This is a genomic window from Pseudooceanicola pacificus (assembly GCF_009789075.1).
GTDB lineage: Bacteria > Pseudomonadota > Alphaproteobacteria > Rhodobacterales > Rhodobacteraceae > Pseudooceanicola > Pseudooceanicola pacificus.
The window spans coordinates 30,193-56,285 of sequence record NZ_WNXQ01000015.1 but is presented as its reverse complement, the minus strand read 5'-3'; the positions used below and the strand labels follow the sequence as shown (position 1 = coordinate 56,285).

Genomic DNA, 26,093 nt, shown 5'->3' with positions numbered 1-26,093 from the left:
TTCTATCCCAGCCATCTCTTCCGGCGGCGATAGTGTTTGATATCTCGATAGCTTTTGCGCTCGCCCGATGCGGTGACGCCGAGATAGAATTCCTTGATGTCCTCGTTGTCAGCGAGCTTGTCGGCAGGGCCGTCCATCACGATCCGGCCGTTCTCCATCACATAGGCATAGTCGGCGATCGATAGCGCCGCGGCGCTGTTTTGTTCGACCAGGAAGAAGGTCGTGCCTTCTGACTTGAGCTGCTTGAGCACTTCATAAACATCCCGGATCATCATCGGGGCCAATCCCAACGACGGTTCGTCGATCGCGATGATCTTGGGGCTGGCCATCATGGCCCGGCCGATCAGCAGCAGTTGTTGTTCGCCACCAGACATGAAGCCAGAGGTGCGGTTGCGCAGGTCCGCAAGCCGGGGCATCAAGGTGTAAACATGGTCCAGGCGCTTTTTCAGCTCGGCGGAGTTGGGCACCATGTGCCCGCCGACGATCAGGTTTTGCTCTGACGTCAGATGCCGCAAAACGCGCCGCCCTTCCATCACATGGATGAGACCGTTCTTCACGACTTCCGAGGCTTCCATGTTCTGAATGGGAGTTCCGTCCAGAACGATGGACCCCGCCGAAACGGTTCCATCCTCGGATTTGAGCGTTCCCGAGATGGCTTTAAGCGTCGTGCTTTTTCCTGCGCCATTGCCACCGAGCAGAGCAACACATTGTCCCGCACGGACTGTCATGGACACGCCTTTGAGCGCCAGGATGACGTCGGAATATGTCACCTCTACGTTGTTGAGTTCCAGCATGGTCATATTGCCCGGGGCTAAGGATCAGAACGGGCGCCGCGACTGCGGCGCCCGGATTAATTCACCATTTCTCAACTTGCGGAACGTCGACACCCGTTGCCCCGATGGTGATTTTCCCATCTTTGACGGTGCCCACATTCACTTTGAGGCCTTCCAATGGGAACGGTGCTTCTGGCGTAAAGGACAAGGTCGGCAGGAACCCATGGGTTTCTTCGGTGGTGATCGGTTTGGCAAAAAGCGCCTCACGTACCATCTCTCCGGTCAGGCCCTCGGCGCCGTTCGCCTCGATCGCGTGATCGATCACGGTCACGGTATAGAGACCCTGAGATACGCCCATTGCGGTCACGACGTTCCAAGGTGCTTCGAGTCCGTAATCGGCAACCAATGTCTTGTAGAATTGTCGCGCGGGAGTGTCCTCATCGGCCGCAATCGCCATGCCGTAGGCTTCAAAGTCCCCCTCCATTTGCTCAAGCCCGCCAAGCGCGCCACCCGAGGCTGGAAGCCCGTTATGCGAACTCACCATGATCGGGATGTTCGCCCCGTTGGCCTGCAGCCCACGTTTCGCGGCAACCACGATAGAGGTGTTCGTTTGGATTACCAGCGCCTCGGCCCCGGCTCGTACAACGCGGCGCATTTGCCCCGTCAGATCGGTGGGTTGAACTTCGGTATAGATGACCTCGACGAGGTCGATCTCCTCGGGGTGCTCTTCGGCATAGAGTTCAAGGCCCTTTGCCATGTCGACATAGGCAGGCGATGCTTCGGAGGCGAGGATCGCAACCTTGAGCGGTTCGTCTCCTCCGCGCTGTTCACGCATCCAGTTCAGAAAGCCGACACTTTCGTGCGAATAGGTCGGGCGTGGGTTGAAAATCCAGGCATCCGGTTGCCAGGCAAAACCGTAGGCCGCTGTGGCCATGAACATCGGGATTTTGTCTTCCGGCAGGCGTTCGGAAAGGGCCGCGACGTCAGGCCCGCCGAGGCCGACAACCGCAATCGGGTCCAGTTCCGATTTGATCCCGGGCCAGAGACTTGCCACCTGTGCCGCGTCATAGCGGGTTTCGTAGTTTTTGTAGTTCAGCGTGACGCCAAGTTCCTTGCCGCGGGTTTCATTCCACCAGGTGAACACAGCTTCGCGTCCGCCTGCCAGGATGGGCATGATGTCAGCATAAGGGCCGGAAAAGTCCGACAGCAGGGCCAGATTATAGGTCTCTTCGGCCTGCGCCTTCAAAGGCATGGTCGCCGCGGCCGCCAAGGCAGCCGCTGCCAGTAAGCCGCGAAGACCTCGATTCGATTGGTAAGTCATATTCTTCCTCCCAGGTTTAGAGCCGCTCTATTTCTCAGTAAGGAAACGGCCAGATACGGTATGACGACTTCAGGATGTTCCAGCGATGCATCAGCCCCTTGGGTTCGAGGATCATAAACAATGCGATCACGCCGCCAAGAACGACATTCATGCCAGCGAACACGATGTCACCGCCAAGGAATGATACCGAGTCGGCGATATTGGGGCCGACCGTCGCGATAATTTCCTGGATGATGCGGATAATGAAGACGCCTATCAGGGCCCCCACGATTGAACCCATCCCGCCGACGATGATCATCGCGACGAAGAAGATCGAGTGAAACAGGGTGAACTGGTCTACCCCCACGAAGCGGATCAGATAGGCCCAAAGCGCCCCGCCGACGCCCGCATAGAAAGCGCCGATCAGGAAGGCATTTGCCTTTGTGGCCGCGACATTGATCCCCATTATACCCGCGGCCACGTCATCATCCCTGACCGCCACGAAGGCACGGCCGAAGCGTGACCGAACGATCCCGAACGCGCCCGCCACCATGATCGCGGTCACGGCGAAATTCAGATAGAACTGCGAAGATTCGCTGACAAATCGCTGCCCGAAAAGCTCGGCCGGGGGCACGGTGATACCGTTCGATCCACCCAGCCAGGTTGACGGCAGGTTCAATACGGCAAAGTGGAACAGGAACTGAGCTGCAATCGTGGTCAGTGCCAGATAGAACCCCTTGATCCGCGCCGCGGTCAAGCCAAAGAGAAAGCCGAACAGCGCAGCCGAGAGCCCGGCCAGAGGAATGGTCAGCAGAAACGTAAGGCCGGTCTTCGAGGCCAGTATCGAGGCCGTATAGGCGCCGACCCCCATGAACGCCGCCTGACCCAGGTTGATCTGGCCCGCATAGCCGGTGCAGATCTGAAGCCCGACGGCGATGACGGCGCTGATCATCATCATATTCAGGATAGCGATGATACGGCTGCTCACCAGGTAAGGCGCCAACAGCAGTAGAGCCATGAATACGACGAGGGCCAGAAACTGCCAGCGCGTTCGGATCAAACGTCTGTCACTGCGATAGCTTGTCGGGAATACGCCAGAAGGATCCATGGATTACACCCGTTCGATTGTGCGCCAGCCGAACAGGCCGGTCGGCCGGATCAGCAGAATGGCAAGCATTATGATATATGGAACGACACTGCCGAGCGAGCCACCGATCAACGGATCAAGGTAGTTGGTGGTCAAGCTCTGCGCGATGCCGATGATTATTCCTGCCAAGATAAGCCCGCCGATGGATTCCAGCCCGGCAAAGAGCGCCACCGGCAGGGCCGCGAACCCGATATCCGAGGCCAGGAAGGTCAGCGATTTGCCGCTGAGAAAGATCATCGCACCAATTGTGGACAGGATTGCCCCGAGAACCCAGGCAACGGCAATCGAGCCTTTCACCGAAATGCCCATCGAGGAAGCTACGACGTGGTCCTCCGCCACAGCGGTCATACGGAGGCCGGACCGGGTCCGGTTGAAGAACCACGACAGGCCGACGGCCGCGACAATGGTGATGATCCCACCTATCAGGAGGTTCATCGGGATCAACATATCGCCGAGGAACAAGGGTTTCAGCGGAAAAATGATCGGGAAGGGTCTTACCGCGGGACCGAACACAAGCAGCACCAAACCGCGCAGCAGGATCAAAAGGCCGACGGTGACCATGACCATCGAGAAAACCGATTCACCGATCAGCTTTGTCAGGAAAATCCGTTCGATTGCGTACCCGACCAGCCCGGCCAGAACCAGCGAAAGGGGTATCGACAACCAAAGGCTAAGCCCCGCTTGCATCGTTGTGAACCAGACGATGAACCCGCCGATGATCACAAGCTCGCCCTGCGCGAAGTTGAACACCTTGCTGGCGCGGTAAATCACAACAAAGCCCATGGCCACCAGCGAATACAGAAGGCCGATCAAAGCCCCGGTAATGATGTCATTGATGAAATAGACCATTGTCGCCGACCTCCTTTAAGATTTGGACTGCCGCTTGGCAGCCTTCGATGCGTTTTCAACATCCGACACGCGAACCGTGGTCTTGAGAACGCCTTGACGGCCGTCCTGATAGGTCACAGCGATTTCGAGATCTGTCTCGTCATCGCCAGCATAGATCGCCTCGACGAGCTTGGCATACCGTTCCTCCAGAAAGGCCCGGCGAAGCTTTCGGCTGCGGGTCAACTCGCCTTCATCCGGGTCGAGTTCCTTGGGAAAATTCGCAAAACGTGCCACGCGCGAGCCTTCGGCCAGGAGCGCATTGATGCGCGCCACTTCGCCTTTGATAAGGTCCAGAACTTCGGGTTTCTGCGAGAGATCGGTGTAGGTCGAAAAGCTGATCTTGTTCTCTTCCGCCCAACGCCCGAGAACTTCCATATCGATATTGATAAGCGCGCTGACGAAGCTCCGGGTTTCGTCGCCCAAGGTCATGAGATCCTTGATGAAGGGGCTATACCGCAACCGCGTTTCGATGAATTGCGGCGGATAGCTGTGCCCATTTGCCAGGCGGCGCATATCCTTGACACGGTCAAAGAACAAAAGCTCGCCGTCGTCGGTCATCGACACCGCGTCACCGGTCTTGTACCAACCGTCTTCGGTCAATTCCTCTGCGGTCTTTTCGGGCTTGCCGTGATAGCCACCGAAGCCCGATCCGCCACGCACCTGAAGCTCCCCTTCGTCCGAGACCCTGTATTCCAGCGGTTCGCCGTAGTTCGTGTTGCTTTGCATCCAGCTGCCGCTGGTTTCCAGCTGATAGCTTTCGCCGACATGCGCGGTCAGAAGGCCGATTTCGGTCGCGCCATACACGTTGCGCAGCTTAACCCCCATCGCGTGGAACATACGAAAGACGTCAGGTGCCATCAGGGCGCCGCCGCTCATTGCGTTTTTGGCCTTACCAAGGCCAAGATTGTCGCGCAGGTGATGCAGCACCAGAGCTTCGGCAAAGGGAAGCTGCAGGCGTGCGGCAAGGCTGGGGCTACGCCCCTCCAGCCGTTCCACATAAACGTCGTGGCCGACCTTCATACCCCAGTTGTACATCGCATTGCGGATTTTACCCGCCCCCAGCATCCGGGCCTGAACGATGGAGGCGAGATTTTCCCACTGGCGCGGGCTGAACACCAGTGCGTCGACCGCCAGTTCGCGAATGTTGGTCAGTACATCTTCAGGGCCTTCGGGGAAGTTGACGACCATGGGCGCGATCAAACCGATCGACAGGCCGAAAATCTGTTCCGTGACCCAGGCCGGCGAAATGTAGGTCAGGTATTCGGTGCCCGGCGCGATTTCGATTGCCCCCATCACCCGCGAGCAATTGTCGAACAGGTAGCGATGGCTGATGACAACGCCCTTGGGTTTTCCCGTGGTCCCCGAGGTATAGGACAGCAAGGCGGTATCGTCTGCCCGTCCACGTTTTACGTGTTCTTCAAATCTGGCGGGTTCCTTGGCGTGGATCTGACGCCCTGCCGCGCTCACACTTTCAAACGAATGCAACAGGGGATGATCATAGCCCCACAGACCGGAATCGTCCCAGTAAACGACCGCCAGGGCGCCCGAGTACTTGCCCGCAATCTCGATGCATTTATCGACCTGCTCCTGATCCTGCGCCAGAAAAATCCGCGTTTGCGAGTCTTCGGCCAGATACAGAATCTCTTCAGCGTTTTGATCCGGATAGACAGACAGGACTTTGCCGCCTAACGACTGGACGGCGTATTCAGCCCAGAAATGTTCGGGTTCGTTTTCGCCAATCATCATGACAGATTCGCCAGCCGACAAGCCCAGGTTCTCCAACCCGAGAGCCAGGGCGCGAACCCTGTCAAGAACATCGGCCCAGGTGAATTCACGCCAGATGCCCAGGCGCTTGTGCCGTTCGGCGAGGTTGGTCGGTGTGGATGTCGCTCGCGCGAGCAAAACCTGCGGCAGGGTTTCGATATGTGTCACTGCTGGGTCCGAAAAGACCATTGCTGTCCGTTGTTTGACCATGCCGCTACCCCAGATATGCCTTTATGACAGCCGGGTCCTTCTGGATTTCTTCCGGGGTGCCTTCGGCGATGACCCGCCCGAAATCCAGCACCACGATCCGGTCGGCAAGGTCCATCACGACGCCCATGTCGTGCTCCACCAGAACTACCGGAATCTTGCGCGCCTCGCGCACATCGAGAATGAAGCGCGCCAGGTCTTCTTTTTCCTCCGAGTTCATGCCGGCCATCGGTTCATCCATCAGCAGGATCGACGGTTCCTGCGCCAATGCACGGCCCAGATCGACACGCTTGCGCAACCCATACCCCAACGTGCCCACGGGCCGGTTGCGGATTGCCTCGATCTCGAGAAAATCGATGATCTCCTCTGCGGCTTCACGATGTTCCGATTCCTCGCGCATCACGGGACCGAACTGGAAAAAAGCCTGGACTACATTCGATTTCATCAGCATGTGGCGGCCGATCATAATGTTTTCCACCACCGTCTGCCCGGCAAAAAGATGGGTGCCCTGAAACGTCCGCGCCAGACCGCGCCGGGCGATCTGGTCAACACGCAGGCCGGTCACGTCCTGCCCGGACAATTCGACACGGCCCTTCTGCGGACGGTAGAAGCCCGCAGTCACGTTCAGAAGTGATGTTTTTCCGGCTCCGTTCGGTCCGATAATTGCAAGCAATTCATCGTCGGCCACAGAAATGCTCACATCGTCGAGCGCGGTCACACCGCCAAATTTCAAAGTTGCACCACGCACCGCAAGCGGTGAGGATACGTGCCCGTTATTCGTGGTCATGTTGCGGCCCGTGCTTTTGCCCCACACCTCATGGAGGCGCGCATAGCCTGACCGCACGGTTTTTCGTTGGTTACGAGTTTTCCTCGCATTGTTCCTCCTCCCACCTCTAAATTCAGAGGTTTGCCTGGTTTATTTACCAAGTCTCTCCGCGAAGCCTAACAGATGTTAGAAAAATTGGTCAACAACTGAATTCGCTACCGAAGAAGACCGATCAGACGGCCGCGTACTCTGCGGAAAAGCTTCGAAGACCTTTTTGATCCTGACACCAGACTGTCCCGGAGGTGCCGGTCCCTTCATTGTGCAGTTGCAATTCGCAGGGCAGGGTGAGTGGCGCGAGGCCACGGAACGAAAACCGGTGGGGCGATGTTTTCAACGCACCCGCCGCCAGATTCAGAAGCAGCGTGGCCTGCAATGGGCCATGCACAACAAGTCCGGAATAGGCTTCGGTTTCGGTGGCGTAGACGTAATCATAGTGAATGCGATGGGCATTGAACGTCAGCGCCGAATAGCGAAACAGAAGAACAGGATCCGGTGTCAGCGTCGATCTAAGCGTGTTGGGGTCACCCGCGTCAGCTGCGCTCTCGCCCGTGCGGGGGGTGGAAATCTCACGATAAACGATCGTTTGCTGCTCCCGGATAAAAAGCCGGTTGCCACTCAGATACTCATGTTCGACGGTCACAAAGACCAATGGTCCACTACGGCCCTGCTTGGCCACAATATTCCTGATCGAAGAGCGTCGGGTGATGATTTCGCCGATTTTCAGCGGCGCGATATGCGTAACATCGCCGCCAGCCCACATGCGGGCGGGCAGCGGAACAGGGGGCAGAAATCCACCCCTCGCGGCATGGCCGTCTTCTGACAGGGCGGTCGCTGGCACGGTATCAAGGGCAAGGCACCAATGAATTCCCAGCGGGACATCGCCCGCTCCGTCCCAAAGATGCGGACCGAGCGTGGCGCGGAATTTGTCGATCAGCCCGTGCGTCAGAACATCTTCCTTGGTCTCGGTGCGTCCCAGCCAGGGCGCCAGCGCGTCAAGGTCGATCTCACCCATAATCCTAGCCTTCAGAACGATCTTGGCATGCCGAGGATATGTTCTCCGACATATGACAGGATCAGGTTGGTCGAGATCGGGGCGACCTGATAGAGGCGCGCCTCGCGAAACTTGCGCTCAACATCGTACTCCCGTGCGAAACCGAAGCCGCCGTGGGTCTGGATGCAGGCATTGGCCGCTTCCCAGCTGGCTTCCGAAGCCAGCAGCTTGGCCATGTTCGCCTGTGCACCACAATCCAGTCCGGCATCGAACCGCCTGCAGGCTTCAAAGCGCATCAGATTGGCGGCCTCGATGTTCACATAGGACCTGGCGATAGGGAATTGCACACCTTGGTTCTGGCCGATGGGACGGTCAAAGACCACGCGGTCGCCGGCATAGGCGCGGGCCTTGTCAACGAACCAGTATCCATCACCGATGCATTCCGCCGCAATCAGGGTCCGTTCGGCGTTCAGCCCGTCAAGAATATGGTAAAACCCGCGCCCCTCGGTGCCGATCAGGTTCTCGGCGGGGATTTCCAGGTTGTCGAAAAACACTTCATTGGTTTCGTGGCCGGGCATGTTGGCGATGGGGCGGACCTCCATCCCGTTGCCGATTGCCTCTTTCAGATCGACCATAAAGATCGACAGGCCCTGCGACTTTTTCTTGACCTCGCTCAGCGGCGTAGTGCGGGCCAGCAAGATCATCAGGTCAGAATGCTGGATACGGCTGATCCAGACCTTCTGGCCATTGATCTCATACCGGTCACCCTTCTTGACTGCGATGGTCTTCAGTTTGGTGGTGTCGGTCCCGGTTGTCGGTTCGGTCACGGCCATGGATTGCAGGCGCAACGCGCCGCTGGCAATACCGGGCAGGTATGTCTGCTTTTGCTCATCCGAACCATGCCGCAGCAGCGTGCCCATGTTATACATCTGCCCGTGGCAATGGCCCGCGTTTCCGCCGCAGCGGTTCACCTCCTCCATGATGATCGAGGCTTCGGTCAACCCCAGACCCGAGCCACCGTATTCCTCTGGGATCATCGCGGCAAGCCAGCCCTCGCGGGTCAGCGCATCGACGAATTCCTCGGGGTAGGTTTCGTCTTCGCCGAACTTGCGATGATACTCTGGCGGAAACTGCGCGCAAAGTGCGCGCAAGGCGTCGCGCAGATCGGTGTGAGTGTCTGGGGCTGACGTCTGCATCGGTTACTTCGCTCCCGGACCCGACGTTTCAAGAATTTCCTGCTCGGCACGCTGCCAAAGCTCATAGGAAATCGGGTTTTCGCTCTCTTCGAGGATATGACCGACCAGACCGATGGCGCGTGCCATGACGCCAAAGCCCCGCACGATCTTCCAGGGGAAGCCAAATTCACAGCAGATCGCTCCGATCGCCCCGGTGGCGTTGATCGGCAGCATCTTACCCGATTTTTCTTCGGCAACGGCCTGAATTTTCTGGATCAACTCGATGTATTCACCGGACTTGCCGTTCTCGGCAGCGATCTGGAACAGGCGAGGTGCGCGCGGATCGACCGGCTTGTGCACCGGATGGCCCAGCCCCGGCACGATCATCTTGCGGGCGCGGAATTTTTCCACCGTCTCGACGGCCAGCGCATCCAGATCGACACCGGTGCCCAACTTGTCCTGTGGCAGTGCCTCGTAAAGCATCTTCGAGGCACCCTCCATAGAACCGACAAAGACGGTGCCCAGCCCGCACAAGCCAGCCGCCACAGCCGCCTGAAGCGATTCCGGCGCCCCCATATAGGTCATCCGCGCCGCCAGGGCCGAGGGCGTGATACCATGTTCGACCAAGGTAATGACGATGGCGTTAAAGACGCGGCTTTCCTCGGGCGTGGCCTTGCGACCCGTCAACTGCAGAAACGCCAGATCGCCGAGGTTCATGTGGCCCAGGATCTCGTTGGGCAGATCGAGCCCACGCACGCTGATCTTGTCAGAGGTGCTCCAGGCAATGTCGGAGCTGATTTTTTCTTTGCGTTTTCCCATCAAACCGGATCCCACGAAAAGACATCCGCCGAAACTTCGAGCGGCGTGAACTGTGATTTGAGCGCGGGAATGGCGCGCTCGGCGATTTCATCGGCGGTCCAGCCATCATCGGAATGAACCGACCGCACCGGGCGGGGCTGGTTGAACAGGAAGATCTCGTTCTTGCGAACCGCAAAGATTTGTCCTGACACGTCAGCCGCGCGGTCGCTCATCAGGAAACAGGCCATCGGTGCAACCTTGGCCGGTGTCATCTCCTTGATCTTTTCGACCCGTGCCACCTGTTCCGGGGTGTCTGTCTTGATCGACGAGATCATCCGGCTCCAGGCGAAGGGCGCGATGCAGTTTGACCGCACGTTCCAGCGTTTCAGGTCGAGCGCGACCGATTTCGAGAAGGCCGCAATGCCCAGCTTTGCCGCCGCGTAATTCGCCTGCGCCAGATTGCCGATCAGCCCCGAGGTCGAGGTCATGTGCACCAGAGCACCGCCCTCTTGTCCGCGGAAATAATCGGCCGCTGCACGGCTGGTGTTGAAGGCGCCATAGAGATGGACCTTCACAACCGCGTCGAAATCCTCGTAGGTCATTTTGTGGAAGAACCCGTCGCGCAGGATGCCGGCGTTGTTCACCACCGCGTCGATGCGGCCGAATTCCTTGACACCCGCCTCGATCATCGCGCGCGCGGCGTCCGGATCGCTGACGTTGCCGCCATCGGCGATCGCATCGCCGCCCGCCGCCTTGATCTCTTCGACGACTTTCTGCGCCGCAGTTTCTGTCTGACCGGTGCCTTTCAGGGATGCGCCCAGATCATTGACCACCACGGCGGCGCCTTCTGCGGCTGCCATCAAGGCGATATCACGCCCGATCCCACCGCCGGCCCCGGTGACCAGAACCACCTTTCCGTCAAGTGCTTTTGTCATCTTCTTGCTCCCTCAGCGTGACTTGCGGTATTTGTCCAACCCGCCGGTATGCATGACCCGGCCCATCAGCGGCACGCCGATGATTTCTTCGGCCTTGAGCGCCGCCGCGATCAGCTTGTCCAGATCAATGCCGGTTTCGATGCCCAGTTCGTGACATAGGAACACTGCATCCTCGGTGCAGACGTTGCCGGCGGCGCGGGCGTGGCCGTGGCCCGCGAAAGGACAGCCGCCAAGACCGGCGACCGAGCTTTCGAACATGTCCACGCCCATCGACAGGGCGGCATAAACGTTGGCGATCCCCAGCCCACGTGTGTCATGGATGTGCATACCGATGCGCGCCTCGGGCGCCAATTCGCGCAGGGCGCCGATCATGCGTTTGACCGCCTCGGGGTTTCCCCAGCCCATTGTGTCGGCGATCACAAGGATCGGCACGGGGATGTCCTCTTCCTCGCACAGCTGAAGAATGAAGCGGAAATCGTCCAAGATGCGTTCTTGGGGGATGGGGCCTTCGAGGTTGCAGCCGAAGGCAGTCATCACATAGGCCGCGTCGACCGTATATCCTTCTTCCTTGTAAAGACGGACCCAGTCACGTTGTTTTTCCCGCATCTCCGCCGAGGAACAATTGTTGTTCGATTGGGCGAATGCCTCGGAGGGATAGAACAGCAGACGCGGGTCGATATCGACGTCATGCGCGGTCAGGGCCTTGCGAAACCCTTTGTCGTTCAGCCACAGCGATGTGTAATTCACGCCCGGTTCGCGCTTGATACGCTGGAACAACTCGCCGGTGTCGGCCATTTGCGGCACGTATTTCGGGCTGACGAAACTGCCAACCTGAATGCGCTTCAGACCGGTTTCGCTGAGCATGTCGATCAGTTCGATCCGCTCTTCGATCGGATAAATCTTCTTTTCGATCTGAAAACCCTCACGCGGGCCTTCTTCGCGAAACTCGACGAATTTGGGAAAGTCGCTCATTTCATCACTCCTCGGATGGCAGAATCTCGGCGATGACTTGGCCACGATCGACCATGTCTCCATTCGAGACGGATATATTGCTGGCGATCCCGGCCGCGGCCGCCCGGATCGAGATTTCGAGTTTCATGGATTCCATGACCGCGACCACTTCGCCTTCGGCCACGCTCTGACCATCGGAGACCTTGATTTCGACAATCATTCCGGTCAGCGGAGAGGTCACGGCGCGATCCGCCGCGGCATCGCCGCCGGCAAAAGCAAGGGGCGCGGCGGGGCGGAAGACCAGGCGACCTTCGGGCGTGTCCAGTTCGATCACGCCCGCGTGCAGGCGCGCGTCGATCAGATGGACGGTGTCGCCTTCGCCGACACGCCAACGGCCCGGGGTCAGTTCACATGCCGACAGTGTCAGCGCCTCGCCGTTTTCCGAATGGACGGTGTACTTGGCGCCCGGTTTGACAGGGCCGATGCGCAGTTCTTCGGATACCTCGTCAGAATCGGTAAGCGTCACGCGCTGCCCCGCTTCAATCGCATCACCGCCCAGGCCAAGCCGCCAGCCGGTAAAGGCATCACGGTTGGTCCAGGGATTGGCGTTTGTGTCGCTGCGCGACTGGGTCACGAAGAGAATGGCAGCGGTCGCTTTCCACAGATCGGGGCGGGTCAGTCCGGGTGCTTGTGTCAGCTCATCCAGCCTGCCGTCGATCCAGCGGGTATGCACCTGCATCCGTTCGAATTCATGGTTTCGCGCCAGCGCCGTTAGAAAGGCGCGATTGGTCTCGACACCTTCGACCGCGACATGATCAAGCGCCGTGGCCAGACGTGCCAATGCGGTTTCCCGGTCGGGCGCGTGCACGATCAGCTTGGCGATCATCGGATCGTAATAGGGCGTGACGGCATCGCCTTCCTCGACGCCGCTGTCGATGCGCAGGCCCGATGGCAGGCTGAGCGTGGAGAGCGTGCCCGTCGACGGGGCGAATTGCATCGCCGGATCTTCGGCGTAAAGCCGCGCCTCGACCGCGTGGCCGTTGATCGTCAGATCGTCCTGCACCAGTCCAAGGCCCGCGCCTTCGGCAATCCGCAGGTGAAGCGCGACAAGGTCCAGCCCGGTGATCGCTTCGGTGACGGGATGTTCCACCTGAATGCGCGGGTTCACCTCAAGGAAGAAATACTCGTCCCCCGCGACCAGAAATTCGACCGTGCCCAGACCGCGATAGTCCAGCGTTTCACCAAGGCGCACCGCGTCGCGCGCGATGTCGTCCATAAGCGTCCGGGGCAGACCCCAGGCCGGGGCTTCCTCGATGACCTTCTGGTGGCGGCGCTGAAGCGTGCAATCGCGTTCGAACAGATGCACCACATGGCCCTTGCCGTCACCTGCGATCTGCACTTCAACATGGCGCGCCTCGGGCAGGAAACGCTCCAACAGCAGCCCTTCGGAGCCGAAGGTGGATTTTGCTTCGCGCAGCGCGCCTTCGATGTCCTCGACCAGCGTGGTTTCGTCGGTGACGAGCCGTTGCCCTCGCCCACCACCGCCGCCGACAGCCTTGAGCAGCACCGGCAGGCCCATTTGGCGCACCTCCTCGGCAATCTGCTCGGGATCGGACCGCGCACCTTCGGCGCCCGAAATCACCGGGACGCTGGCCGCCACGGCGGCCTCTTTGGCGCTGGCCTTGTCGCCGAAACGTTCAAGCGTTTCCGGCGTCGGCCCCATGAAGATCATGCCGGCGGCTTCGACCGCGCGGGCAAAATCGGGGTTTTCGGCCAGAAAGCCGTAACCGGGATGGATCGCATCCGCGCCCACCGATTGCGCAGCGGCAATCACCGCGTCGATTTTCAGATAGCTCTCGGATGCAGGCCCGGCACCGATACAGACAGATTTGCCGATCTCGCGGACATGCAGGGCATTGGCATCGGCCTGCGAATGCACGCCGACAGGGGTGATACCGCTGGCCCGCGCGGTGCGCGCGATCCGGCAGGCAATTTCGCCGCGGTTGGCGATCAGAAGCGTTTTGATTTTCACGGTTCGCTCCTCACATCCTGAACACGCCGAAGTTGGTATCGACCTTGGGTCTGCGCGATGTCACATCCAGCATCAGCGCCATGACGTCACGGGTCTCACAGGGCTCGATCACGCTGTCGATCCAAAGGTTGGAAGCAAAATTATAGGCTCCCTGAAAATCTTCGTATTCCTTGCGGATCGGTGCCTTGAAGGCTTCCTCCTCCTCGGGGGTCCAGCTTTTGCCTTCGCGTTCGTTGATCTGCGCGCGGACCTGAGCCAGCACGCTGGCGGCCTGTTCCGGCCCCATGATTGCCGACCGTCCCGTCGGCCAGGCGAACATTGCGTCCGGCTGGAACGGGCGGCCCAGCATCGCCAGGTATCCGGCCCCGTAAGAGCCACCGGTGATGATTGTGAATTTCGGCACCCGGGCCGAAGACATGGCCGTGATCATCTTGGCGCCAGCCTTGGCAATGCCCATCTGCTCGACCTCGCGGCCCACCATGAAGCCGTTCACATCGGCCAGGAACAGCAGCGGAATATCACGCTGGACGCAGAGATTGATGAAATGCGTCGCCTTCAGCGCGGCTTCGACGAAAAGCACGCCTGTATTGGCGATGATCCCGACCTCGTGGCCGTGGATGCGCCCCCAGCCGGTCATGATCGTGTCGCCATAAAGCGGCTTGAATTCGTGAAAATCGCTCTCATCGACCAACCGAGCCACGATTTCGCGGTTGTCGGTCGGCACCTTGGGATCGCGGCTGATGAGCCCATAAATCTCTTCGACCGGGTAGGCGGGCGCACGGGGCGTTTCGGGCGTCTTGCGGGGTTGGGGTTTTTCGCCAAGATGGCTGACAATTTCGCGCGTGATGGCCAGAGCGTGGGCGTCATCTTCGGCCAAATGGTCGGTCACACCGGAAACGGACGAATGCATCTTGCCGCCACCCAGTTCTTCGGCTTCGACCTTTTCGCCGGTTGCGGCAAAGGTCAATTCCGGTCCGCCCAGATACATAAAGCCCTGACCGCGCACGATCACCACTTCGTCACAGAGCGCGGGGATATAGGCACCACCCGCGGTGCAGGGCCCCATGACCACGGCGATTTGCGGCACACCATCGCCAGACATGCCGATCTGTTGGTGAAAGATGGAGCCGAACTGGCCTTCGTCGGGGAAAAGGTTGGCCTGGTCGGGCAGGAAGGCACCGCCGGAGTCCACGAGGGTGATGACGGGCAGCCGGTTTTTCCAGGCAATTTTCTGTGCCCGGACGTGTTTGCGGCAGGTGATCCCGAAATAGGTGCCGCCCTTTACGGTGGCATCATTGGCGATGATCATGCACTGACGGCCTTCGATCACGCCAATACCGGTAATGATGCCGGCGCCGGGTGGAACTCCCTTGTGCATATTCAGTCCGGCCAACTCGCCGAGTTCCAGAAATGGTGTGCCCGGGTCGATCAGCCGTTCGATCCGTTCGCGCGGCAGGATTTTGCCTTTGTCCACATGACGTTTGCGCGCCATTTCGGGGCCGCCGACGCGCTGTAAGAGCCGGAGGGCATGTAGTTCATCGACCTTTTCGCGGTAAGACACGTCGTTGGCGCGGAAGTCGTCCGACCCGCTGTCGAGAAGAGATTTCATTCTAGTCATGGCAGGTCTGGATATTTCCTGAGAACGAAGGCGACCTTAGCGGCGCCAGGTTTTTCGAAAGTGTCGGCCGCAACCAGGTGAACGTCGGCCTTGAAGACCAAGGAGTCGCGAAGCCGCTGCTCAATTTTCTTTTTGAGGGTGACGTCATCGGCCGGATCGCGATCGGGGCCCCGTTCGACAATCACTGTCAGCGCGCCCTGCGTGGTATGGCCCTCGAAATCGGCCACGATGCGCATGACGCCGTTGGTGTCCGGCACCATTTCGGTAATGATGCTGTTGATCGCCGACGGGAAGACATTGGCCCCGCGCACGATCAGCATGTCGTCGGTGCGGCCGGTGCAGCGGATCTTCGGTCCGGTGCGGCCGCAGGAGCATTCGGTATCGATCACTTCGATATAATCGCCTGACCGGAACCGCACGAGCGGGCTCGCCTGGCGGCCGAGCGCGGTATAGACCATCTCGCCTTCTGCGCCTTTTTTCCAGGGAATGATCCTGCCGCTCTCCGGGTCGAGCAGCTCGGTCAGGACATAATCCATGTTGACCATGTGCATACCCGACTGGGCGTCGCACTCGGCCCAGTATGTCACGCCCAGATCGGTGCCGCCCAGCATCTCGGTGCATTTCGCACCCCAGGCCTTTTCGATCTTTGCCCGAATTGCGGGAATTCCGCCGCCGGGTTCGCCGCCGACGATCACGCGCTCGATACCCAGTTCGCTGGCCTTGCAGCCAAGTACCTCGGGAGCCTTTTCGGCCAGGTGCAGCACAAAGTTCGGGGCGCCGACCACGCAACGCGGGCGGGTGTCGGCGCAGGCGCGCAGCAGCCGTTCCGCACCGCCATCGGCGCCCACCGGGACATCGATCGTGCCCATGTACTGCAATCCCTGCATCACGGGGATGCCGCCGACAAAGCCCTTGGCGAGCGAAAACGCGTGCAGCACCATGTCGCCCGGCCGCACGCCATTGGCAAAGAAACAGCGTGCCGTCATCTCGTGCCACATTTCGGCGTCGGATTCGGTCAGGGCCACATATGAGGGGCTGCCGGTCGTGCCCGACGATGCCTGCATTTGGATGATCTCGTACATGGGCGCGGCGCGGTGTTTGCCGAACGGCGGATCGGCGGCCAGGCTTTCGCGGATCTCGGTCTTGTAGGTATAGGGCAGTTTCTGCAGGTCTTCGATGGTGCGGATATCGTCGAATTCCACACCGGCTTTCGCGAACTTCTCCTGATAGAAAGTCGAGTTTGCCTTGAGATAGGCCATCTGATCGCGCAGTCGCTCTTCCTGAATACGGCGCACCTCGTCGAGCGGCGTGCCCTCGATCGCGTGCCAGAAGCGATCATTTACCTTGTCGGCGGCATCTTCCCGCCGGAAGCGCATTCCAAATTGCATGTCGTTCTCCGTTCCTAGCCGTGGCGATCAATAGGATCGTGGCAGGCCCATGACCTTTTCGCCGATAAAGCTCAGGCACAGTTCGCGGTTCACCGGCGCTGTGCGCAGCAGGCGGACCAGCGGGTACATTTCGTAAAGTCCCGTATCTTCGGTAAAGCCCGATCCACCATGCGCCTGAAGCGCCGCGTCGACCGCTTCGATCCCGGCTTCGGCGGCGGCATATTTCGCCATGTTCGACGACGCACCGGCAGGCAGCTTGTTGTCGAACTCCCATGCCGCGCGCCGGGTCATCAGACTGGCCATTTCGACTGCCGTATGCGCCTTGGCCATCGGATGCTGCACGCCCTGGTGCGCACCGATGGGTTGGCCGAACACATTGCGCTCGGAGGCATAGGCCACGCCCTTGTTCAGGGCGAACCGGCCGATGCCGCAGCACAAGGCGGCCAGGATAATACGCTCGGGGTTGAGGCTGTCGAACAGGATCGAGAACCCTTCGTCCACCTCGCCGACCACATCCTCGGGGCCGAGATCCACATCGTCGAAGAACAGTGTCCACTGCTCCTCGGGCAGGGGGATCGAGATCTTCACCCGCTGCTTGTGGACGCCTTTTTTCTTCAGATCCACGGCGAACAGGGTAAAGCCGTCGGTCTTGCGGCTGACCTCGGTATGCGGTTTGGTCCGCGCCACCACGAGGCAGTAGTCGGCCACTTCGGCCCCGGTGATGAAGGTCTTTTCGCCCGACAGGCTGAACCGGTTGCCTCGACGCTTGGCCAGCGTAGTGGCCTTCATCGTGTTCGACCCGGCCCCCGGTTCGGTGATCGCGAAACAGAACTGGATATCACCGCGGCAGGCGGCCGGCAGCAGTTCTTTCTTGTGGAACTCGCTCCCGTGGCTGGCGATATGGGCCAGCGACATGGTCGGCCCGACCACCATCATCAAAAGCGGAATGCCGTGATTGGCGGTGCCCTCCATGAACAGGGCCATTTCAGTCATACCAAGGCCCGCGCCGCCGAATTCCTCGGGCACCATGATGCCCAGGAAACCGTCATCGGCAATCTGCTTGAACATCTCGTGCGGGAACTCATGCCTGCGCGCGTGGTCCAGCCAATACGCATTGTCGTATTTCTGCGCCAGCTGGCCGCCATACTCGTAAATCTGGCGTTGTTCGTCGTTCAAAATGAAATCCATGTTTCGTCCTCAGGCCTTGAATTCGGGGGCGCGCCGGTTCTCGAATGCGTCGAGGCCCTCGGCCACGTCATCGCTGGGCAGTGCACGCACCGCGGCATCGCGCTCAAGCCGCATCTGCTGGTCGATACCAAGGTCCGCACCTTCGCGCGCCAACCGCTTCATCTCGGCGATGCCGGGACGCGAGCGGGTGGCGATCTTCTGGCAGTATTCCAGCGAGATCTTGTGCAGATCCGCATCCGGCACGATGTAGTTGACCAGGCCGGCCTCTTTGGCCTCGTCCGACTTGAGCCAGCGGGCCGAGAACATCAGATCGAGCGCCCGGCGCTGCCCCATCAACCGCGTCAGCCGCTGCGAGCCACCCCAACCGGGAATCAGCCCGAATTGCGCATGCTGATCGCCAAACTGGGCGCTTTCGGCCGCAAAGCACACGTCGCAGGCCAGCATCAGTTCGATCCCGCCGGCCAGACACAACCCCTGCACTGCGACTACGACAGGGAGGGAGGAGGTTTCGAGCGCACGCAGGTTTTTCATGCCAAAGGCGATGAAATGGTCCAGCGCGGCGGGATCGTTCAACTTACCTTTCACTTCCACCAGATCGGCACCGGTGCAAAAGTGCTTGCCCTGCGCCCGGATGAGGATCGCCCGAATAGCGGGGTTCGCCTCGAATTCCGCACGCGCGACAGAAATACGCTCATGCACCTCAAGTGACAGGCAATTGAATTTCTCGGGGCGGGCCAGTTCGATGATGCCGGTGTTGCCCTCGGAAGTGACGAGGATGGGGTCGCTCATTTCGAGGCTCCCTTCGCCTTCTTGTCATACTGCAGCGCCATGCGACCGACCTTCTCGCGGGCGATCACCAGCTTCTGGATCTGCGCGGTGCCGTCACCGATCTGCAAGCCGAGCACATCGTTGTAGCGCTGGTGGTGGGGCAGGTCGGTGGTGTAGCCGTAATGTCCGTGCAGGATCAGGCACTGGTGCAGGATCTCGCAGGCGGTTTTGGGCAGGTACCATTTGCACATGGCGGCCTGAGAGGTGTGGGGCAGGCCACGGTCGCGCAGGTCCAGCGTGTAATAGCAAAGCTGGCGCATCATGGTCAGTTGGGTCTCGGCCTCGGCCAAGGGAAAGCTGACACCCTGATACTGCACGATCGGGGCTCCGAATGCCTCGCGCTCCTGAACGTAGGCCCAGGTTTCATCCACCGACGCTTGCGCGGCCCCCAGGCACTCCAGCCCGATCAGTGCGCGGGAATAGTCGAAGCCCGCCATGATCGTGCCAAAGGCATGGTCCTGTTCCGCCATCATGTTTTCAGCCGGCACGAAAACATCGTCAAAGAAAACCGAGCCGCGCCCGACAGGCTTGGTGCCGATGTCGTCAAAATGGGTGCGCTTGATGCCTTCCTGGTTCAGATCGACGAAAAAGGCGCTGACCCCGCGTGAGCCGCCATCAGGATCGCCGGTACGGGCAAAGACGACCGCCGCATCCGCCTGACTGGCAAAACTCATGGATGTCTTTTCACCGTTCAGCCGCCAGCCGTTGCCGGATTTCTCGGCCCTCAGAATCAGGTTCGCCGCATCCGAACCGCCGCGCGGCTCTGTCAGGCCCAGGCCAATGACCGCATCACCCGAAACAACCTTGGGCACCCATTCCGACGCGATGTCCTTGGAGGCATGTTTGGCAACCATTCCGCCCATGAGAGAGCCCAGAAGCTGCACGTAACTTGCGTTGAAATCGGCATAGGCGATCTCTTCGACGATCAGCCCTGACGTGACAGAGCTTTCGCCGAGACCCCCGAATTCCTCGGGCAGATCGGCCCCGATCAGCCCCAGTGCGCCCATCTCCTTGATCAGCGCACGGTCGAATGTATGGCCGCTGGCGCGTTCTTGATATGTGGGCGCAAGCCTTTCAGTTGCGAAGCGCTTTGCGGTCTCGCGAAACGCCTTCTGATCGTCTGTAGGCTGGAATTGCATCGGTGCTCCTCCCCATGAGCGAAAATCTTCTTTCCAAAAATCTAACAAATGTTAGAATGTAGATCAAGTGCAGTTTTGAGGAGGAGAACCAAAGTGAAAAATAGACCAGATGGAAGCTTTGAAACCATGCTCTCGCCCATCCGCGCAGGCCAGCATACATTGCGAAATCGTGTCATCATGGGGTCGATGCACACGCGGTTGGAAACCGAGCCTGACGGCATAGCCAAACAGATCGCGTTTTACGCCGAGCGTGCGCGGGGGGAGGCGGCGATTCTGGTCACCGGCGGGTTTTCGCCCAATGCCGAGGGCATATTCGATCCAGAAGGTCCGAGAATCGATGACCCGGAAGAAGCGCTTGACCTGCGCCCGATCTGCGAGGCGGTGCAGGCCGAAGGCAGCCTGATCTGCGCGCAACTCCTCCACGCCGGGCGCTATGCCAAGATCGAAAGGTGTGTGGCCCCGTCGCCGATCCGCGCCCCGATCAACCGTTTCATCCCGCGTGAAATGACCGAAGCCGACATTCTCCGTACCATCGAGGATTTTGCCGTAGCGGCCGCCAATGCGCTGGCCGCAGGCTTTGATGGCGTCGAGATCATGGGGTCCGAGGGATACCTGATCAACGAATTCACCGTCACCCACACCAACAAGCGCCAAGACGACTGGGGCGGCAGCGCCGCGAACCGCCACCGATTCCCGGTCGAGATCGTGCGCGCGGTGCGCGAACGTTGCGGCCCCGACTTTCTGGTCATCTACCGGATTTCGGCGGCCGATCTGGTCGAGGGCGGCGCGCCCGCCGATGAAATTGCCGCACTGGCCCGCAAGATCGAGGCTGCGGGTGCGGATATCCTGAACACCGGCATCGGCTGGCATGAGGCCCGCGTGCCGACGATCGCCTACCCGGTGCCGCGCGGTGCCTGGCGCAAGGCGGCAGCCAACGTCAAAGCGGCGGTGTCGATCCCGGTAGTCGCCTCGAACCGGATCAACACACCCCAGCTTGCAGAAGACATACTTGCCTCTGGCGATGCGGACATGATCTCGATGGCGCGCCCGTTTCTGGCCGATCCGCATTTCGTGAAAAAGACGCGCGAGGGCCGCGCAGACGAGATCAACACCTGCATTGCCTGCAACCAGGCCTGCCTGGATTTCATTTTTTCGGACCGGCCGGTCGGATGTCTGGTCAATCCAAGGGCCGGGCGTGAAACGGAATTCCGGGATACGCCAACCGACACGCCAAAGAAAGTGGCCGTCGTTGGCGGTGGTGCCGCGGGCATGGCCACAGCCGCCGAGGCGGCACGGCTGGGCCACGATGTCACCCTGTTCGAAGCGCAGGACAAATTGGGCGGTCAGCTGAATCTGGCCCGCGCCGCACCAGGCAAGGACGAATTCGACGAAACCCTGCGGTATTATGCCGGTCAGATGCAGAAACACGGGGTCACGCAGCGTCTGGGACAGCGGGCAGAGGCGAGCGATCTTGAGGGATTTGACCATGTGGTCATCGCCACCGGGGTCACGCCGCGCATTCCCGACCTGCCGGGTATCGACCATCCCAGCGTCGCGACCTACGCCGAAATTCTGTCCGGTGACCGCGAGGCGGGCGACCGTGTCGTGGTGATGGGGGCGGGGGGCATCGGTCATGATGTGGCCGAGTTCCTAGTGACCAAACCCGCCGAGACCGCGAATTCCGACGTCTTTTGCGAAACCTGGGGAGTGGACCCCGAATTTGTCTCCTCGGGTGCCCTGGCGGGTGACCCTCTGGCACCGAAGCCGTCGCGCCGCAAGGTCGTCATGCTGCAGCGCAAGACCGCTAAACCGGGCGCGGGGCTTGGTGTTTCGACAGGGTGGATCCTGCGCAACGCGCTGCGCAAACATGGGGTCGAGGCAATGGGCGGGGTGACCTATGAACATATCGACGATGCGGGGCTGCACATCGTCGCGGACGGAAACCCGACGGTCATCGCAGCCGATACAATTGTGCTGTGCACCGGTCAGGAACCGGAACGGGCCCTGGCCAAAGAGGTTGTAGCGCGCGGCGTCCTGGTTACGATGATCGGCGGGGCAAAGGAGGCCGCCGAACTGGATGCGCTGCGCGCCATTGATGAGGGCGTGCGCCTGGCGCAGGATCTCTGAACCGAGGCTCGGGCAAGGGGGAAACTATGCTGACCGGCGTCATCCGCGCGGGGCGCGCTGATCTGTATTCGATCTTTCGAACCCGCGCACATGACTGCGCCCGCGCCCTCGCCATCGAGGACGGCAGCAGGAAACTGACCTATGCAGAACTGCTGGAGCGGGTCGATCGTCTGGCGGCTGTCTTTCTGGCACGAGGCGTGGCGCCCGGAGACAGGATCGCGATCCTGTCGCATAACCGCTCAGAATACCTGGAGGTCGAACTTGCAGCAGCGGGAATCGGCGCGATCGTCGCCTGTCTGAACTGGCGGCTTGCCCCCGATGAACTGCGGCACTGCATCGATCTGGTCGAGCCGGTTCTCGCGGTTGTCGAACCGGAACTTTCAGAAGCTTACCGCGCCGTCGCGTCGACACCCTGTCTAACCGTCGGGCCAGACCTGGAAACGGCCATTGCCGGGGTCGAGCCGGACCCGCGCACCGGAACCATGGTTGACGACCCCGAGGCCGGTCTGACGATCCTCTATACCTCGGGGACCACGGGCCTGCCCAAGGGGGCGCATATCAGCCACCGCGCGCATATCGCCCGATCCATGGTCTTTGCGGCCCAGCTGGCGCTGGATCCCGGTGACGGGTTCATCGCCTGGGCGCCGATGTTCCACATGGCCTCCACCGATCATGCGCTGGCAACGATCCTGCGGGGTGGGACCGTGGTGATGGTGGACGGGCTGCAGCCCGCCGTCATCAACGAGGCGCTGTCACGCCACAGGATCGGCTGGTTCGTGATGATGCCCGGGGCACTGGAGGCTTTTATTAACGAACGGCACGCCAACCCTTTGCCGCTGAAGGGGATCAAGGTTTGCGGCGCAATGGCTGATCTGGTGCCGCCGCATCAGATCGCGGAACTGACCGGTCTTCTGGACACGCCCTATCTGAATTCCTTCGGGGCGACCGAAACCGGCCTGCCGCCGGGAACCGCCGATCTGATCGCGCCGGGTGTGACCCCGGACCGGCTGTCCAAGCGCATCAGCGCCTTTTGCGAGGTGCGGCTGGTCGATCCCGACGACCGCGAAGTCCCCGATGGAACGCCGGGCGAAATGGCGCTTCGGGGTCCGACGCTGTTTTCCGGGTACTGGAACGCCGACGACACCAATGCCCGTGACTTTCGCAACGGCTTTTTCCACATGGGCGATCTGTTCCGGCGCAATGCGGACGGCACCGTCGACTTTGTGGATCGGGCGAAATACCTGATCAAGACCGGAGGTGAAAACGTCTATCCGGCGGAAATCGAACGTGTGCTTCTTTCTCATCCCGATGTGATCGATGCCGCCGTGGTAAGGGCCTTCGACGCGAAATGGGGGGAAAGCCCGGTGGCCTTTGTCGCCTGTGACGATGACGGGCCGGATGCCGAGGCGCTGCTGAACTTGTGCCGCGAAAGCCTCGCTGGCTATAAGCGACCACGCGAAATTCACTTCATCGCGTTCGAGGATTTTCCCAGATCGACCAGCGGCAAGATCCAGCGGCATATCCTCGAAGCCCGGCTCGCAGATTAATTTTCGCTCTGACCCGATCGTCAGCCAGCCACGCCAGTTCGCCCCAATAGCGATAAAAGCGTTCTTATCCTCGTTGCCACGAGCTTCTTATCCCCGCCCTTTGGAGTAACCCCCTGAAAGTGATCCACCATCTGGGATAGATTGACCCGCGATTGATGCGCAGCCCTCTGTCGGACTACACGGCTAGGGTCAGGACTCATAGCCAGAAAATGACGGTTGCCGCGAGTGCGATGGCTGAAAGGAAGACCTTCGGACACCTGTCGTAGCGGGTTGCGACCCGTCGCCAGTCCTTGAGCCTGCCGAACATGATCTCGATCCGGTTTCGGCGGCGGTAGCGTCGCTTGTCGTATTTGACGGGTTTCTTTCGTGCTTTGCGGCCAGGAATGCATGCGCGTATCCCTTTGTCTTGCAACGCTTCTCTGAACCAATCTGCGTCATAGCCACGGCCCCCGAGCAGCCACTTCACATTCGGAAGTTTGTCCACAAGCACTCTTGCGCCGACATAATCGCTGACTTGTCCGGCTGTGACGAAGAAGTTGATGGGGCGACCCTGACTGTCGGTCACGGCATGAAGCTTGGTGTTCATCCCGCCCTTGGTTCGCCCGATCAGGCGTCCACGCCCCCCTTTTTCACGCCCATACTGGTCGCTGTTCGGTGCGCCTTCAGATAAGTCGCGTCGATCATCACGGTCTTCTCTTCGCCGTGTTCAGCGGCCAATCCGAGCATCATCTGAGCGAAGATGCCCTTGTCGCTCCATCGTTTCCAGCGATTGTACAGGGTCTTGTGTGGACCGTACTCCATGGGCGCGTCACGCCAGCGCAAGCCATTGCGGTTGATGAAGATAATTCCGCTCAGTACGCGCCGATCATCAACGCGAGGTTTGCCGTGGGACTTGGGAAAGTAGGGTTCAAGTCGCGCCATCTGCGCGTCCGTCAGCCAGAAGAGATCAGACATGTTCACCGCTCGTTTTCCGCGCGGTGAACCACGCAGCCACACGGAAATCAATGGGTCCTGACCCTAGGGTTTTCCGGGTGTTTGAGCTCAGGAGGATTCGTAGATCCCTGAGCCATTCATCAATGCGATCGGTGGTTTGTTCCCGGTTTCGCTGTGGGGGCAGCAGTAACCCTGCGCATCGCACGGACGGGCATGGACTGCCGGCAATTGCCGGTTGGGGCTGCTGCGGGCCTTCAAGGGAAAGTCGGCGACTATCCGATGTGCGGGACAAAGCGGACATTCGCCAAGCGACCTCAAACGTCCGGTTCTGTACTGCGGCCCGACAAAACGATATCAAGTGATCAGCGGTCAGCCGATCGCACCTGTGTAACTGTCTTCTTCGGCCCTCCTGTCTGCATGATCTGGGACAGGTAAGAATTGCGCCGTCTGATGAAGTCACGCAGAAGGGTCGGGTAATCTTCACTGACGGCATTCTTCACAGAAACCCGACGCTCCAGTTCATGTCGCCAGGCCCTTACACGGGCAAGCCCTGTGAAGACGCCAAACTCTCCGATGGTGTCAAAAACGTCGAAATAGCGGAAGACCGGGCCGAATACGACATCGACGAGGCTGAACCGGTGGCCATCGAACCATGGTCCCTCCCCAAGCTCCGCGTCCAGCCGAAGGAACTTTGCGCGGAGCGCCGCCACTTTTTCTTCCAACGCTTTCTCGTTCGGCGCCGAGTAGAACCCCGCAATGTCGTTCAAGACAGCAGATCCAAATTCAATCCAGGCACGGTGGCGGGCGCGATCAAGAGCGTCGTGCGGATGAAGCGCGTGGGGTTGTGTATCCTCAAGATATTCGAGGATAACCGCAGATTCGAAAATCGGCGTCCCGTCCACAACCAGGACAGGCGTCTTGCCCAGCGGAGATATGGCAAGAAACCAGTCGGGCTTGTTCGAAAGATCGATGTCAGTTCTCTCGAACGTGACACCTTTCTCAGTGAGCGAGATCGCCGCGCGCTGCACATATGGGCAGAGCGCATGGCTAATGAGGTGGAGGCTCATGTTGTCTCTCCCTCCATCTGCACGTTACCGGGCGCGAAGGAAGGGCTGAGGGCGAAACGGCCGTCGCCCAGAAGCCCTTGCACGATGGCAAGCAGCGTCAGATAGGCCGGGTATTCCCACCCGCCGTTCTCGTATCCGAACATCCAGCCGTTTCCGGAGTGAGCCCAGGTCGCTCCGGCCAGGATGGGCACGGTCGCCGACGCGACCCACCGCGCCTGTATGCCGAGGACCAAAAAGGCACCGGCAATCGCCTCGACTGCAAAGACCATATAAGCAAACCAGCCGGGCAGCCCGATCGAAATGAAGAACTGCGCCGTTCCGGGAAGTGTGAAAATGAAGAGCTTGAGAAACAGGCTGTGCGCCAGGAACATGATACCGAGTGCTATACGGAGCAGGAATATCCCAAATTCTGTGAGGTGCGATTTTGACATGATATGATCCCATATGTCGATGCATTTGCATCTATATATA

Annotated in this window: 22 protein-coding genes; 2 read left to right on the top strand and 20 right to left on the bottom strand. The window is 60.0% G+C overall.

Annotated elements, in window-relative coordinates; translation table 11 throughout:
• Positions 1 to 2: 2 nt before the first annotated feature.
• The 17 genes from GLS40_RS17385 to GLS40_RS17305 form a co-directional block, all read right to left on the bottom strand.
• Positions 3 to 794 (bottom strand): ABC transporter ATP-binding protein, encoded by a 792-nt coding sequence (locus GLS40_RS17385; RefSeq protein WP_028288589.1) that lies wholly within the window; start codon positions 792 to 794, stop codon positions 3 to 5.
• Between the two features lie 61 nt (positions 795 to 855).
• The gene (locus GLS40_RS17380; RefSeq protein WP_048534155.1) at positions 856 to 2,094 is read right to left on the bottom strand and encodes an ABC transporter substrate-binding protein; all 1,239 of its coding nucleotides are present in this window, start codon (positions 2,092 to 2,094) and stop codon (positions 856 to 858) included.
• A gap of 34 nt (positions 2,095 to 2,128) precedes the next feature.
• On the bottom strand, positions 2,129 to 3,181 hold the full coding sequence (locus GLS40_RS17375; RefSeq protein ID WP_028288587.1) for a branched-chain amino acid ABC transporter permease: 1,053 nt from the start codon (positions 3,179 to 3,181) through the stop codon (positions 2,129 to 2,131).
• A 3-nt stretch (positions 3,182 to 3,184) separates the two neighbouring features.
• Positions 3,185 to 4,069, bottom strand: a complete 885-nt coding sequence (locus GLS40_RS17370; RefSeq protein ID WP_028288586.1) for a branched-chain amino acid ABC transporter permease — start codon at positions 4,067 to 4,069, stop codon at positions 3,185 to 3,187.
• 15 nt (positions 4,070 to 4,084) lie between these two features.
• On the bottom strand, positions 4,085 to 6,040 hold the full coding sequence (locus GLS40_RS17365; RefSeq protein WP_229737743.1) for an AMP-binding protein: 1,956 nt from the start codon (positions 6,038 to 6,040) through the stop codon (positions 4,085 to 4,087).
• 46 nt (positions 6,041 to 6,086) lie between these two features.
• Positions 6,087 to 6,866, bottom strand: coding sequence for an ABC transporter ATP-binding protein (locus tag GLS40_RS17360; RefSeq protein ID WP_028288584.1), 780 nt, complete (start codon positions 6,864 to 6,866; stop codon positions 6,087 to 6,089).
• A gap of 211 nt (positions 6,867 to 7,077) precedes the next feature.
• Positions 7,078 to 7,917 (bottom strand): FAS1-like dehydratase domain-containing protein, encoded by an 840-nt coding sequence (locus GLS40_RS17355; RefSeq protein ID WP_043753682.1) that lies wholly within the window; start codon positions 7,915 to 7,917, stop codon positions 7,078 to 7,080.
• Positions 7,918 to 7,928: 11 nt separating this feature from the next.
• A complete protein-coding gene (locus GLS40_RS17350) occupies positions 7,929 to 9,092 on the bottom strand; it encodes an acyl-CoA dehydrogenase family protein (RefSeq protein WP_028288582.1) in 1,164 nt (387 codons plus the stop codon).
• Positions 9,093 to 9,095: 3 nt separating this feature from the next.
• Positions 9,096 to 9,890: a citryl-CoA lyase gene (locus tag GLS40_RS17345; RefSeq protein WP_043753679.1), complete on the bottom strand. Its 795-nt coding sequence runs from the start codon at positions 9,888 to 9,890 to the stop codon at positions 9,096 to 9,098.
• Positions 9,890 to 10,804 (bottom strand): SDR family NAD(P)-dependent oxidoreductase, encoded by a 915-nt coding sequence (locus GLS40_RS17340; RefSeq protein WP_043753676.1) that lies wholly within the window; start codon positions 10,802 to 10,804, stop codon positions 9,890 to 9,892. The genes GLS40_RS17345 and GLS40_RS17340 overlap by 1 nt, the downstream gene beginning before the upstream one ends.
• A 12-nt stretch (positions 10,805 to 10,816) precedes the next feature.
• A complete protein-coding gene (locus GLS40_RS17335; protein WP_328598919.1) occupies positions 10,817 to 11,821 on the bottom strand; it encodes a hydroxymethylglutaryl-CoA lyase in 1,005 nt (334 codons plus the stop codon).
• On the bottom strand, positions 11,781 to 13,787 hold the full coding sequence (locus tag GLS40_RS17330; protein ID WP_043753670.1) for an acetyl/propionyl/methylcrotonyl-CoA carboxylase subunit alpha: 2,007 nt from the start codon (positions 13,785 to 13,787) through the stop codon (positions 11,781 to 11,783). The genes GLS40_RS17335 and GLS40_RS17330 overlap by 41 nt, the downstream gene beginning before the upstream one ends.
• A gap of 10 nt (positions 13,788 to 13,797) precedes the next feature.
• Positions 13,798 to 15,405 (bottom strand): acyl-CoA carboxylase subunit beta, encoded by a 1,608-nt coding sequence (locus tag GLS40_RS17325; protein WP_028288577.1) that lies wholly within the window; start codon positions 15,403 to 15,405, stop codon positions 13,798 to 13,800.
• Positions 15,402 to 16,793, bottom strand: a complete 1,392-nt coding sequence (locus GLS40_RS17320) for a phenylacetate--CoA ligase family protein (RefSeq protein WP_043753667.1) — start codon at positions 16,791 to 16,793, stop codon at positions 15,402 to 15,404. The genes GLS40_RS17325 and GLS40_RS17320 overlap by 4 nt, the downstream gene beginning before the upstream one ends.
• 27 nt (positions 16,794 to 16,820) lie before the next feature.
• Complete coding sequence (locus GLS40_RS17315) at positions 16,821 to 17,981, bottom strand: acyl-CoA dehydrogenase family protein (protein ID WP_028288575.1); 1,161 nt, start codon at positions 17,979 to 17,981, stop codon at positions 16,821 to 16,823.
• Between the two features lie 9 nt (positions 17,982 to 17,990).
• Positions 17,991 to 18,770 carry an enoyl-CoA hydratase/isomerase family protein gene (locus GLS40_RS17310; protein WP_028288574.1) on the bottom strand — a complete coding sequence of 260 codons (780 nt, stop codon included), beginning with the start codon at positions 18,768 to 18,770 and terminating at the stop codon, positions 17,991 to 17,993.
• Positions 18,767 to 19,948, bottom strand: a complete 1,182-nt coding sequence (locus GLS40_RS17305) for an acyl-CoA dehydrogenase family protein (RefSeq protein WP_043753664.1) — start codon at positions 19,946 to 19,948, stop codon at positions 18,767 to 18,769. The genes GLS40_RS17310 and GLS40_RS17305 overlap by 4 nt, the downstream gene beginning before the upstream one ends.
• A gap of 126 nt (positions 19,949 to 20,074) precedes the next feature.
• On the opposite strand from GLS40_RS17305, the gene GLS40_RS17300 reads away from it, so the two are divergent.
• Positions 20,075 to 22,075, top strand: coding sequence for an NADPH-dependent 2,4-dienoyl-CoA reductase (locus GLS40_RS17300; RefSeq protein ID WP_043753661.1), 2,001 nt, complete (start codon positions 20,075 to 20,077; stop codon positions 22,073 to 22,075).
• Between the two features lie 26 nt (positions 22,076 to 22,101).
• Positions 22,102 to 23,622: a class I adenylate-forming enzyme family protein gene (locus tag GLS40_RS17295; protein WP_043753659.1), complete on the top strand. Its 1,521-nt coding sequence runs from the start codon at positions 22,102 to 22,104 to the stop codon at positions 23,620 to 23,622.
• A gap of 196 nt (positions 23,623 to 23,818) precedes the next feature.
• On the opposite strand, the gene GLS40_RS17290 is transcribed toward GLS40_RS17295, so the two are convergent.
• The 3 genes from GLS40_RS17290 to GLS40_RS17280 form a co-directional block, all read right to left on the bottom strand.
• Positions 23,819 to 24,576, bottom strand: a protein-coding gene (locus tag GLS40_RS17290; RefSeq protein ID WP_148562938.1) for an IS5 family transposase whose coding sequence is annotated in 2 segments (ribosomal slippage) — positions 23,819 to 24,255 and positions 24,255 to 24,576 — 759 coding nt in all. Because the reading frame shifts where the segments join, the coding sequence is not laid out codon by codon here.
• A 341-nt stretch (positions 24,577 to 24,917) separates the two neighbouring features.
• On the bottom strand, positions 24,918 to 25,622 hold the full coding sequence (locus GLS40_RS17285; RefSeq protein ID WP_043753650.1) for a glutathione S-transferase family protein: 705 nt from the start codon (positions 25,620 to 25,622) through the stop codon (positions 24,918 to 24,920).
• A complete protein-coding gene (locus GLS40_RS17280; protein ID WP_028288569.1) occupies positions 25,619 to 26,053 on the bottom strand; it encodes a DoxX family protein in 435 nt (144 codons plus the stop codon). Before GLS40_RS17280 ends, GLS40_RS17285 begins: the two co-directional genes overlap by 4 nt.
• Positions 26,054 to 26,093 lie beyond the last annotated feature (40 nt).

Coding starts and splice junctions, on each gene's coding strand:
- GLS40_RS17300 (WP_043753661.1), top strand. CDS start 20,075: ATGCTCTCGCCCATCCGCGCAGGCCAGCATACATTGCGAAATCGTGTC.
- GLS40_RS17285 (WP_043753650.1), bottom strand. CDS start 25,622: ATGAGCCTCCACCTCATTAGCCATGCGCTCTGCCCATATGTGCAGCGC.
- GLS40_RS17325 (WP_028288577.1), bottom strand. CDS start 15,405: ATGACTAGAATGAAATCTCTTCTCGACAGCGGGTCGGACGACTTCCGC.
- GLS40_RS17340 (WP_043753676.1), bottom strand. CDS start 10,804: ATGACAAAAGCACTTGACGGAAAGGTGGTTCTGGTCACCGGGGCCGGC.
- GLS40_RS17295 (WP_043753659.1), top strand. CDS start 22,102: ATGCTGACCGGCGTCATCCGCGCGGGGCGCGCTGATCTGTATTCGATC.
- GLS40_RS17350 (WP_028288582.1), bottom strand. CDS start 9,092: ATGCAGACGTCAGCCCCAGACACTCACACCGATCTGCGCGACGCCTTG.
- GLS40_RS17305 (WP_043753664.1), bottom strand. CDS start 19,948: ATGCAATTCCAGCCTACAGACGATCAGAAGGCGTTTCGCGAGACCGCA.
- GLS40_RS17310 (WP_028288574.1), bottom strand. CDS start 18,770: ATGAGCGACCCCATCCTCGTCACTTCCGAGGGCAACACCGGCATCATC.
- GLS40_RS17280 (WP_028288569.1), bottom strand. CDS start 26,053: ATGTCAAAATCGCACCTCACAGAATTTGGGATATTCCTGCTCCGTATA.
- GLS40_RS17380 (WP_048534155.1), bottom strand. CDS start 2,094: ATGACTTACCAATCGAATCGAGGTCTTCGCGGCTTACTGGCAGCGGCT.
- GLS40_RS17345 (WP_043753679.1), bottom strand. CDS start 9,890: ATGGGAAAACGCAAAGAAAAAATCAGCTCCGACATTGCCTGGAGCACC.
- GLS40_RS17360 (WP_028288584.1), bottom strand. CDS start 6,866: ATGACCACGAATAACGGGCACGTATCCTCACCGCTTGCGGTGCGTGGT.
- GLS40_RS17320 (WP_043753667.1), bottom strand. CDS start 16,793: ATGCAATTTGGAATGCGCTTCCGGCGGGAAGATGCCGCCGACAAGGTA.
- GLS40_RS17385 (WP_028288589.1), bottom strand. CDS start 794: ATGCTGGAACTCAACAACGTAGAGGTGACATATTCCGACGTCATCCTG.
- GLS40_RS17370 (WP_028288586.1), bottom strand. CDS start 4,069: ATGGTCTATTTCATCAATGACATCATTACCGGGGCTTTGATCGGCCTT.
- GLS40_RS17315 (WP_028288575.1), bottom strand. CDS start 17,981: ATGGATTTCATTTTGAACGACGAACAACGCCAGATTTACGAGTATGGC.
- GLS40_RS17375 (WP_028288587.1), bottom strand. CDS start 3,181: ATGGATCCTTCTGGCGTATTCCCGACAAGCTATCGCAGTGACAGACGT.
- GLS40_RS17355 (WP_043753682.1), bottom strand. CDS start 7,917: ATGGGTGAGATCGACCTTGACGCGCTGGCGCCCTGGCTGGGACGCACC.